The organism is Ralstonia sp. OTU4908, assembly GCF_038440115.1.
Lineage (GTDB): Bacteria > Pseudomonadota > Gammaproteobacteria > Burkholderiales > Burkholderiaceae > Ralstonia > Ralstonia pickettii.
The window spans coordinates 194269-204243 of record NZ_JASATD010000006.1 but is presented as its reverse complement, the minus strand read 5'-3'; the positions used below and the strand labels follow the sequence as shown (position 1 = coordinate 204243).

The 9975-nt window shown below is 64.6% G+C and carries 11 protein-coding genes; 2 read left to right on the top strand and 9 right to left on the bottom strand.

Annotated elements, in window-relative coordinates; genetic code table 11:
- Window positions 1-64 precede the first annotated feature (64 nt).
- The 6 genes from adk to AAHM38_RS08160 form a co-directional block, all read right to left on the bottom strand.
- Window positions 65-733 carry an adenylate kinase gene (gene adk / locus AAHM38_RS08185; RefSeq protein WP_012762752.1) on the bottom strand — a complete coding sequence of 223 codons (669 nt, stop codon included), beginning with the start codon at window positions 731-733 and terminating at the stop codon, window positions 65-67.
- 345 nt (window positions 734-1078) lie between these two features.
- Window positions 1079-1885: a 3-deoxy-manno-octulosonate cytidylyltransferase gene (kdsB, locus tag AAHM38_RS08180; RefSeq protein ID WP_116575508.1), complete on the bottom strand. Its 807-nt coding sequence runs from the start codon at window positions 1883-1885 to the stop codon at window positions 1079-1081.
- 16 nt (window positions 1886-1901) lie between these two features.
- The gene (locus tag AAHM38_RS08175; protein WP_004631803.1) at window positions 1902-2090 is read right to left on the bottom strand and encodes a Trm112 family protein; all 189 of its coding nucleotides are present in this window, start codon (window positions 2088-2090) and stop codon (window positions 1902-1904) included.
- Window positions 2091-2158: 68 nt separating this feature from the next.
- A complete protein-coding gene (gene lpxK, locus AAHM38_RS08170) occupies window positions 2159-3208 on the bottom strand; it encodes a tetraacyldisaccharide 4'-kinase (RefSeq protein WP_116575507.1) in 1050 nt (349 codons plus the stop codon).
- A gap of 27 nt (window positions 3209-3235) precedes the next feature.
- Window positions 3236-3664, bottom strand: a complete 429-nt coding sequence (locus tag AAHM38_RS08165; protein WP_116575506.1) for an ExbD/TolR family protein — start codon at window positions 3662-3664, stop codon at window positions 3236-3238.
- A 28-nt stretch (window positions 3665-3692) separates the two neighbouring features.
- On the bottom strand, window positions 3693-4313 hold the full coding sequence (locus AAHM38_RS08160) for a MotA/TolQ/ExbB proton channel family protein (protein WP_009241370.1): 621 nt from the start codon (window positions 4311-4313) through the stop codon (window positions 3693-3695).
- A 1069-nt stretch (window positions 4314-5382) separates the two neighbouring features.
- On the opposite strand from AAHM38_RS08160, the gene xseA reads away from it, so the two are divergent.
- Both xseA and sodB read left to right on the top strand, forming a co-directional pair.
- Window positions 5383-6792 (top strand): exodeoxyribonuclease VII large subunit, encoded by a 1410-nt coding sequence (gene xseA, locus AAHM38_RS08155; protein ID WP_116575505.1) that lies wholly within the window; start codon window positions 5383-5385, stop codon window positions 6790-6792.
- Window positions 6793-6939: 147 nt separating this feature from the next.
- Complete coding sequence (gene sodB, locus AAHM38_RS08150; protein WP_009241368.1) at window positions 6940-7518, top strand: superoxide dismutase [Fe]; 579 nt, start codon at window positions 6940-6942, stop codon at window positions 7516-7518.
- A gap of 52 nt (window positions 7519-7570) precedes the next feature.
- On the opposite strand, the gene AAHM38_RS08145 is transcribed toward sodB, so the two are convergent.
- From AAHM38_RS08145 to AAHM38_RS08135, 3 genes are all read right to left on the bottom strand, one after another.
- Window positions 7571-8290, bottom strand: coding sequence for a site-2 protease family protein (locus tag AAHM38_RS08145; RefSeq protein WP_027680675.1), 720 nt, complete (start codon window positions 8288-8290; stop codon window positions 7571-7573).
- Between the two features lie 3 nt (window positions 8291-8293).
- Window positions 8294-9223, bottom strand: a complete 930-nt coding sequence (locus AAHM38_RS08140; protein ID WP_116575504.1) for a DUF2167 domain-containing protein — start codon at window positions 9221-9223, stop codon at window positions 8294-8296.
- Window positions 9224-9369: 146 nt separating this feature from the next.
- Window positions 9370-9912: an ester cyclase gene (locus AAHM38_RS08135; RefSeq protein ID WP_116575503.1), complete on the bottom strand. Its 543-nt coding sequence runs from the start codon at window positions 9910-9912 to the stop codon at window positions 9370-9372.
- Between the last annotated feature and the right edge of the window lie 63 nt (window positions 9913-9975).

Genomic DNA, 9975 nt, shown 5'->3' with positions numbered 1-9975 from the left:
CGAGCAAAAAAAAAAGCGCCTCATGATCGAGGCGCCTTTTTTCCTGGCGGGTATTGCTGGGTGCTCAGTCCTGCAGCGCACCGAACACGCGGGCCGTGATTTCGTCGACGGTGCCCACGCCGCTGATCTTGCGGTACTTCGGCGGCGCGACCTTGGCGGCGCTGTTGCCGTTGGCGGCCCACTGCGAGTAATAGTCCACCAGCGGACGCGTCTGGTTTTCGTACACGTCCAGGCGCTTGCGCACGGTGTCTTCCTTGTCGTCGTCGCGCTGGATCAGCGGTTCGCCGGTTTCGTCGTCCACGCCTTCGGTCTTGGGCGGGTTGTACTTGACGTGGTATGTGCGGCCCGACGCCACGTGCACGCGACGGCCGCTCATGCGCTCGATGATGGCGTCGAACGGCACGTCGATCTCCAGCACGTAGTCGATTGCCACGGCCGCGTCCTTCATGGCTTCGGCTTGCGGAATGGTGCGCGGGAAGCCGTCGAACAGGTAGCCGTTCTTGCAATCGGGCTGCTGCAGGCGGTCTTTCACGAGGCCGATGATGATGTCATCCGATACCAGGCCGCCGGCATCCATCACCTTCTTTGCTTCGATACCCAGCGGGGTACCGGCCTTGACTGCCGCGCGCAGCATGTCGCCGGTGGAAATCTGCGGAATGCCGAATTTTTCGCAGATGAATTTGGCTTGCGTACCTTTGCCGGCGCCAGGTGCGCCCAACAGAATCAACCGCATGGTGACGAGTTCCTCAAGTTTTCGAATCCTGTCGCGCTGTCAGGCTCTGTGAAGCGCGTTGGGAATCGGTCCAAGAGGGCGGATTCCCAATACGCCTGGTGATCAAGCCATGGCGACGCAATCGACGCGAACAGGCAGCCTAGCGGGCGAAGTTGACGCCAGCCTTACCGGACTCTGGGGAATCAGGCGTCCGCCGGACGGCGGCACCCATGGCTCGATTTGTCTCCCTGTCGCCGCTGGGGCGCCTGCGTGGGCGCCGTCGTGCGGCTTGTCGTCCTCGCGATTATGCCATGCCGGGGCCGGGGTTTTGGCAGCCCCGCGCGCAAACTTCAGAGAAATGCGGGCTCAGGGGCCGTCCTGGGCAAGAAGCTCGCCCCAGGCAGCGCGCACCCGTGCGAGGTCTTCGGGGGTGTCGACACCGGCGGCGGGTGCGTCATCGGTGGTCAGCACGGCAATACGCTCACCGTGCCACATCGCGCGTAGCTGCTCCAATTGTTCGGTCTGCTCAATGGGGGCGGCCGCCAATTGCGGGAAGCGGCGCAGGAATCCGGCGCGGTACGCGTAGATGCCGATATGGCGCAGCACGGGCATGGCCGGCAACGGGCGCTCCACAACGGATCGCGCCATGACGGCGGGCGTCCAGGTGTCGCGCGCCCAGGGAAGCGGGGCGCGCGAGAACAGCAGTGCGCGTTCGGCAGCGTCGAGCACGACCTTGACGACATTCGGGTTGAACACGTCGGCCGGGTCGTGGATCGGGTGCGCCGCGGTGGCGATGGCGCAGTCGGGATGATCGCGCAGGTGCGCGGCCACGTTGTCGATCAGCGTCGGTGCGATCAGCGGCTCGTCGCCTTGCACGTTGACGACGATGGCGTCATCGGGCAGGCCCAGCACGGTGGCCACTTCGGCCAGACGGTCGGTGCCGGATGCGTGGTCGGCACGCGTGAGCACGGCTTCCACGTGATGCTGCATGCAGGCATCGGCGACCGACGCTGCATCGGTGGCGACCACCACGCGCGCGGCGGATGACTGATGCGCGCGTTCAGCCACGCGCACCACCATCGGCTTGCCGTCGATGTCGGCCAGCGGTTTGTTGGGCAGCCGCGTGGACGCCAGCCGCGCGGGAATGACAGCGATGAACGGCGCGTGCGACATGGCGGCGACCTTCGTATCAGGCCGGATCGACCGGCGTGCCTTCCACGGTCTGGCGTGCTTCATCGGCCAGCATGACGGGGATGCCGTCGCGGATCGGGTAGGCCAGCTTGTCGACGTGGCAGATCAGTTCATTGTTGGCGCGGTCGTGTTGCAGCGTGCCCTTGCACAACGGGCAGACGAGGATTTCCAGCAGGCGATTGTCCATGGCGGTAGAGGCTCCGTGGCGGCCGCTCAAGGCGGAGGGCGGCGCGCCGGTACAGCGGAAGGGTGGCGTTATTGTGCGCTTGCCTTGAGCGTTGCGCGATCGGCCAGGGCGCGCACGCGCTGGCAGACCTGTTCGACCAGCGCCGGGTCGACCACCGGTGTGGTCGGCACCACCCAGATGCGCGGGTCGTCGAGATGGCCGCATTTTACGGCATCCTTTTCCGTGATCAGGATGACCTCGGCGTGGCTGTCGGTGAACGGGTTGTCAGCGAAATCGTAGTGATCGGGCAGCGGCAGCGTGCTCGGCTTGAGGCCGGCGGCGCGCAGCGAGGCGAAGAAGCGCTCGGGGTTGCCGATGCCGGCTGCAGCCAGCAATTGACCGCCTTCGATGCGTGCGAACTGAGCCAGCGGGCGGCGCAGCCCGGGGTCGGCCAGGTTGTAGGCGTCCTGCAGCTCGAGGTGCATGCCGAACACGTCCGGGCGGTCGGGTGTGGCACGGTAGTTCGGGTCGTTGATGAGCGTGGCGTCACGGCGGCGCGACATCGGCTCGCGCAACGGGCCGGCCGGCAGCAGGAAGCCGTTGCCGCCCATGCGTGTGTCGAACACGAGGATTTCGATATCGCGGCGCAGGCGGTAGTGCTGCAGGCCGTCGTCGCAGACGATCACGTTGCAGCCCGGGTGCGACGCCAGCAGCGTCTGCGCGCACAGCACGCGGTCGGGGAAGACCCACACCGGCAGATCGGTGGCACGTGCGATCAGCAGCGGTTCATCGCCCACGTCTTCTGCGCGGGAATGTTCGCGCACGGGGCGCGGATGCTTCAGCTGTGCGCCGTAGCCGCGCGAGACGATGCCCGGGCGCAGGCCGGCTTCAGCCAGAGCCGAGGCCAGCGCGATCACGGCGGGCGTCTTGCCGGCGCCGCCCACGGTGACATTGCCGATCACCACCACCGGCATCGGCAGCCGCACCGAGCGCAGCACGCCAAGGCGGAACAGCAGCCGGCGCAGCGCGCTGATCCCACCAAACAGCCACGACAGCGGCCACATCACCCACGCAAACCAGCCGCGTTGCTGCCATTGGCGGGTGACGAAGCTGGCGAGACGGTGCTGGGCGACGGGCATGCGTGATGGTGGTTGAGAAGCGGTCTCTTAGCGGGCGTTGCCGGTTTGCGTGGCGAAGGTCAGGTGCGACAGACCGGCCACCCGCGCGGCTTCCATGACATTGACCACCGCCTGGTGCGCGGCTTGCGCATCGGCGTTGACGATGACGATGGGCTCGGGGCCGCCGGCCTTGCCTGCGGCATTGCGCATTGCATCGGCCAGGCTGGTGACATCTCGGGTGTCGAGCACTTGCTTGTCGACAGAGTAGACGCCGTTGGCGGTGACGGACACGACGATCTGGCCCGGGCGCTCGGTGGCTTTTTCAGCCTCGGCAGTGGGCAGGTTGACCTTCAGTTCGGTATAGCGGGAATACGTGGTCGTGATCATCAGAAAGATGAGGATCACGAGCAGCACGTCGATCAGCGGGATCAGGTTGATCTCCGGCTCTTCGCGGGCACGGCGCGGGCGGAAGCGCATGGCTGTTTCCAGTAAGGCGTGGCCCGGATCAACCGCGCCGCGGCGGCAGGATCGCGTCGAGGAACGTGGTGGAGAGATGCTCCAGCTCGACCACGTAGTTATCAACCACGCCACGGAAGTAGCGCCAGAAGATCAGCGTCGGGATGGCCACCACCAGGCCCAGCGCCGTGTTGTACAGCGCGACCGAGATGCCGTGCGCCAGCGCTTGCGGGTTCGTGCCGGCGGCGGTCTGGCTGCCGAAGATCTCGATCATGCCGACGACCGTGCCGAACAGGCCCATCAGCGGCGCCACCGAGGCAATCGTGCCGAGTGCGTTGAGATAGCGTTCGAGCCGGTGGGCAACGTTCTGGCCGGCTTCTTCCACCACTTCCTTGGCGGCATCGCGCGAGGTGTTCGGATGCAGCACCACGTGACGCAGCGCAGCCGCCAGCAGGCGGCCCAGCGGCGATCCCTGCTCCAGCGTGTTCACCACTTCCGGTGTGGCGCGGCGCTGATGCGCGACGGCGAGCGCCTCGTCATAGACCTTGGGCGGAATGATCTTCTTGCGTTGCAGGGCGACGAAGCGTTCGATGATGAGCGCGAGTGCGAGCACCGAGGCGATCAACAGCGGCCAGATCGGCCAGCCGGCGGCTTGAATGATGGAAAACACTGGACAACCCGTTTTGTCGTTGTGAAAGGAGTGTGATTCTGATGGTGTGCTCGTGCCGTCCGCGTCCCCGAACGCTGTCCGTTGCGGCAAAAACAGGCAGCACTCTAGCGCGTCGGACCTGCCTCGGCAACACGATGGCGCAGCATCGTGACATGCGCAGGCGATGGTCAACGGGCTGTCATGGAAGATGCGGGCCGCGCAATCCACAGCCAGGCGGGACAGTCTTGTGGACGGGTTGTGGACATTGCCCGGACAAGCAAGCTAAGTACTTGATGCGAAAGGCACTTCGGTGCCCTGCTCAAAAAATGTGCAACCGGCTTTTTGAGTGTCAATCCAGGCGAAACAGCCGGCGGACCGTGCTGAAGAGCGGGTAATCCACACTGCAGCGGGACAGTGTTGTGGATGGGTTGTGGACATTGCCACAACAAGCACGCTAAGTGCTTGATATGAAAGGAAGTGCGATGGGGTGCCTAAAAATGAGGCAAACGTGGTCTGGGCGTTGATCCAGAGAAAAACGGGCCCGCGCCGCGACAGAGAAGGAGGAAATCCACACCCGCGCGGGACAGTCTTGTGGATGGGTTGTGGACATTGCCCGGACAAACACCTTAAGTGACTGATTCAAAAGGGTGCTCGATGCTGCGCTCAAAAATTGAGCAGCGTTGTTTCCCCCGAAAAACCATGGAGACGAGCCTCGCGCATGTGAGAATCCACGGCGGATTTATCCACTGCCGAGGCGTCACACCACGGTTTTCCAGCGATGCTGTGGATAACTTTGTGAACATCCTTGGGGCGCTCGTGCTAAATGCTTGACGCAGAACGAAATTACTTGCGCTGCTGAAATTTTGACATGGGCGGTTTTTCTAAAAAAATCAATGGGTTGCGCCAAAATGCACAGAGCGCGTCACCTGACCGCTGTCAAGCTTGACAAGCGCGTTATGCTGTGGACAGGTGACCCACTTCGCTTGAGTTGCCTCCCCTATTCAAGGTAGATGTCGCCTTCAGGCCTCATCGATTTGCGCTCCTTGCACCACTTATGACTCCGCCACCGTCTTCCCGCCGACCTTTCTGGATGGATGCGACCGCGCCCACGCCCGCATCTGCTCCTGAAGTAGGGGCTGCCCCAGCCGCCGCGTCTGCACCGACTCGGGGCTCGCAGGATGTACTGACCGTCAGTGAGGTGAACCGCCGCATTGCCGGGCTGCTCGAACGCAACTTTCCGCTGGGCTGGGTGCGCGGGGAGATTTCCAACTTCACGCGCGCGGGCAGCGGCCATTGGTATTTCTCGCTCAAGGACGCGGGCGCGCAGATCCGCTGCGTGATGTTCAAAGGCCGCAACCAGTACGCCGATTTCACGCCGCGCGAAGGCGAGGCGGTCGAAGTGCGTGCACTGGTCACCCTGTATGAAGCACGCGGCGAACTGCAACTGAGCGTTGAAGCGATTCGCCGGGCCGGCCTTGGGAATCTCTATGAGGCCTTCCTGCGGCTGAAGGCCGCGCTGGAGGCGCAAGGCCTGTTTGACGCCGACCGCAAGCGGCCCCTGCCGCGGCATCCGCGCGCGATTGGCGTGGTGACGTCGCTGCAGGCGGCGGCCCTGCGCGACGTGTTGACCACGCTGCGTCGGCGCGCCCCGCATGTGCCGGTAGTGGTCTACCCCGTGCCGGTTCAGGGCGCTGGTGCCTCGGAGCGCATCGCCGCCATGCTGGAACGGGTCAATGCCCGGGCAGAGGTCGACGTGGTCATCCTGTGCCGGGGCGGCGGCAGCATTGAAGACCTCTGGGCCTTCAACGAAGAGCCGGTGGCGCGTGCGGTGGCCGCATCCGGCATTCCCATCGTGGCAGGCGTCGGGCACGAGACGGATGTGACCATCGTCGACTTTGTGGCCGACGTGCGCGCGCCCACGCCCACGGCAGCGGCCGAACTGGTCAGCCCGGACCGTGCACGCATGCTGCGCGACGTGGGGCGTGACTGGGATGCGCTGTCTGCCCAGTTCCGCCGGCAGCTCGATCGCCGCGCGCAGACCGTCGATTGGCTCGCGCGCCGCCTGCGCAGCCCGCAGGCGCAGATGCGCGAACGCCGCACGCAACTCGCCCATCTGGAGGGCCGTCTGCGCTTTGCCCTCACCGGCCGCGTGCAGCGCGCGGAACATCTCCAGCGTCTGCTGACGATGCGCCTGAACGCGGCGCGCCCGGATGCCATGCAAGAGCGCACGCGCCTCCAGCAAGCCGAAGCGAGGCTGGCACGCGCCATGCGGGACACGCTGTCTCGCGCCCAGGAAGGCCTGGCGCGTCAGCATACCGGCCTGGAACTGCTGGCGCCGCAGCGCACGCTGGAGCGCGGGTATGCGGTGCTGCTCGATGAGAAGGGCCACGCCATCCGCGATCCGAACGCACTGCATGCCCGGGCGCACATCGAGGCGAGGCTGGCGCAAGGCACGGCCGACATCGAAATCGCCCGGGTGCAACCGAAGCTCAAACTGTGACCAGCGCATGACCTTATAGCGGCAATGATTGCGATTCCGCACGCGTTTAGCGGGTATTCCGACTATTTAGCCTGCGGTTTGCGCCGGTTTTGCAAGTCTCCTACAATCGTCGCTCCCAACCTGTACAACCCACAGAAGGCAAGAACAATGGAACACACGCTCCCCCCGCTGCCGTACGCCCAAGACGCTCTGGCGCCGCACATCTCCAAGGAAACGCTGGAGTTCCACTACGGCAAGCACCACCAGACCTACGTCACGAACCTGAACAACCTGATCAAGGGCACCGAGTTCGAGAACCTGAGCCTCGAGGACATCGTCAAGAAGTCCTCGGGCGGTGTGTTCAACAACGCCGCACAGGTCTGGAACCACACGTTCTACTGGAACGGCCTGAAGCCGCAAGGCGGTGGCGCTCCGACCGGCGCGCTGGCTGACGCCATCAACGCCAAGTGGGGCAGCTTCGACAAGTTCAAGGAAGAGTTCACCAAGACGGCCATCGGCACGTTCGGTTCGGGCTGGGCCTGGCTGGTGAAGAAGGCCGACGGCTCGCTGGATCTGGTGTCGACCTCCAACGCCGCCACGCCGCTGACGACCGACGCGAAGCCGCTGCTGACCTGCGATGTGTGGGAACACGCTTACTACATCGACTACCGCAACGCCCGTCCGAAGTACGTCGAGGCGTTCTGGAACCTGGTCAATTGGGACTTTGTTGCCAAGAACTTCGCCTAAGGCGAATCGCCCCGGCGATTCAGAAAAAACCTCCGCACCAGCGGAGGTTTTTTTATGCCCGCACGCTGCCCAGCATGTCGTGCAGCTCGTGACTCATCATCGCCAGGAACACGACCAGGCCGATGTAATACACGGTGTAGGTCAGCCGCGATTCGTTCGAGATGCTGTAGTACGCGCGGTTCTCCGGCGCATGCGGGTCGTAGCGCCACGCCTTCATCAACTGCGGCACGGCCAGCACCGCAATCACAATCAGGATCGGGCTGGGCCGCCAGACGAACAGCGCCACCAGCACCGGCACGCCCAGAAACCAGATGCGCGGCGACAGCACCGCCGTAATGCGTCCACCGTCAAACGGCGAGAGCGGGATCAGGTTGAACAGGTTCAGGAAGCAGCCGGCGTAGGCCAGGGCCAGCAGCAACTGGCTGTCGGTGTAGCGTGCGAGCCCGTAGCAGAGCATCGCGCCCACCGTGCCGGCGACGGGCCCGGCCAGGCCGATATGGGCCTCGGTTTCCACATCCATCGGCTGCTCTTTCAGGTCGATCCACGCGCCCACGAAGGGGATGAAGGTGGGCGCTCCCACGGCCAGCCCGCGCTGGCGTGCCGCCATGAAGTGGCCCATCTCGTGGATGAACAGCAACACCACGAAACCCACCGCATAGCGCCAGCCGAACACGAAGGCATAGGCGGCCACCGACAGGAGCATCGTGCCGCCGGTGGTCAGCAGCTTGCCGAACTTCAACCCTGAAAACAGCAGGATCAGCAGCTTGGCCACGGCTTATGCGCTCGGCTTGCGCTTGAAGAACTTGGCCATGGCCGCTCCAAAGCCTGCCACTGCCAGGATCGCCACCTTGGCGAACTTCGCCAGGAACGCGGCGATCACCGCAAACAGGCCCAGCTTCTTGGCGGCGATGCCGCCGACCAGCGCGGCCAGACCGTACTCGGCCACCTTATCGGTCTTCGCGTTGAAATCGGTGTAGCGCTTGCCGTCTTTGAAATCGAGATCGGCGAGCAGCTTTTGCACGGCGGGCTTGTCGGCGTCGACGTGGTTGCGGCCGGTGATCAGGTTCAGGCTGATGTAGCCGTCGCGGCCCAATGCGTAGGTGTTGTAGTTGACCGCACCGGGGTCGTCGGCCGGCTGGCCCTTGGAGCGTGCAGCCATCGACCAGATGAGGCGGTGCGTGGCGGCGTCATAGTGCGGACGCTCGACCCAGCCCTGGATTTCCAGTGCGGGGATGCCGCGCTTCTCACGCTCTTCGTTGGCGGCAGCGGTGCCTTCCTTGAGCGATTTGTACAGATCGTCGACGTTCCAGTCGCGGGCGTCGTCATCCTTGATGTAACCCGACGCCTCATATTTGGCGACGACCATCCATTCATCATCGTCGCTAGTGGGCATGACCAGGCCGAGCATGTCGGGGCTGTTGCTGTTGCCCATGGCGTGCATGAGCTGCCCCGCGGCCGGCTGTGGAATGAACACCTCGTCCTTGCCGATCTTGAGCGTGGCCTGGTCACGCAGTTCGATCGACGTGGGGCCGACCTTCGCAGCGGCCTTGGCGGCTGCCCAGGCCTGCTTCATTTCCTGTTGCCGATCGCTGGCCTGCTGTGCGTGGGCAGCCGTAGCGCCCGCCAAGCTGGTTGCGCCGAGCACCGCTGCGCAGGCGAGCGCGCCCGCGCAGGCGCGCAACGCGCCCTGAAACCCCTTTCCCATGGACTTCTCCCGAAGATGTTCTTGTGTGTTGATTGGCTCGATTCTTCTGACGCTTGGGCAGCCGCATCAGCGGTTTGCAAGCTGGGCCGAAGCATAGCGGGCGCAGGGAGCAGGGCTGTTAATGGGCGTTAATGAAGCCGTGTGGATTACGGTTGAAGGCCCATCTGCCGCAGCAGCGTCTGGTTGTCTTCAAGGTGCCAGTTCTCGGCGATCTTGCCGTCGGCGATGCGGTACAGGTCGAAGGCCTGGAAATCGATCGGCTGGTTCTGCCCGTGCGTGCGGCCGAACTCGCCGGTGAAGTGCCCGCGAAAGCGCAGGTGCACCGAGACGCGATCACCTGCGACGACCATGTCTTCGATCTCCACGCGCATGTCCGGCACGGCCGTGCGGAACGCCTTGGATGCGTCGAGCGGACCTTGCGTGCCCTGCACGCGCCCCGCTGGCAGCGTGCGGTCGACAAAGGACGGCGACAGCGCTTCGGTGGCATAGCGCGCATCGCCGGTATGCCAGAAGGTGGCGTAGCGGCGCGCTGCCAGCACGGCGGCCGCGGCCTGCGGCGTGTCGGTTGCGGCGACGTGGTCCGGGCGGATCAGATCGGCTTCGGACGTTGCCGCAACGGCGGGCGCGATGGCGAGGGCAGCGGGCAGCGTCAGCACGGCGGCGGCAAGCAGGGCGGGGCGAATGAACATGGTGAGACTCCATTTGGGTGGCAATGCGCTGCACTGTAGATTTCCAATCGCAGACGATAAAGG

Coding starts and splice junctions, on each gene's coding strand:
- adk (WP_012762752.1), bottom strand. CDS start 733: ATGCGGTTGATTCTGTTGGGCGCACCTGGCGCCGGCAAAGGTACGCAA.
- AAHM38_RS08140 (WP_116575504.1), bottom strand. CDS start 9,223: ATGGGAAAGGGGTTTCAGGGCGCGTTGCGCGCCTGCGCGGGCGCGCTC.
- xseA (WP_116575505.1), top strand. CDS start 5,383: ATGGATGCGACCGCGCCCACGCCCGCATCTGCTCCTGAAGTAGGGGCT.
- AAHM38_RS08165 (WP_116575506.1), bottom strand. CDS start 3,664: ATGCGCTTCCGCCCGCGCCGTGCCCGCGAAGAGCCGGAGATCAACCTG.
- AAHM38_RS08175 (WP_004631803.1), bottom strand. CDS start 2,090: ATGGACAATCGCCTGCTGGAAATCCTCGTCTGCCCGTTGTGCAAGGGC.
- AAHM38_RS08135 (WP_116575503.1), bottom strand. CDS start 9,912: ATGTTCATTCGCCCCGCCCTGCTTGCCGCCGCCGTGCTGACGCTGCCC.
- lpxK (WP_116575507.1), bottom strand. CDS start 3,208: ATGCCCGTCGCCCAGCACCGTCTCGCCAGCTTCGTCACCCGCCAATGG.
- sodB (WP_009241368.1), top strand. CDS start 6,940: ATGGAACACACGCTCCCCCCGCTGCCGTACGCCCAAGACGCTCTGGCG.
- kdsB (WP_116575508.1), bottom strand. CDS start 1,885: ATGTCGCACGCGCCGTTCATCGCTGTCATTCCCGCGCGGCTGGCGTCC.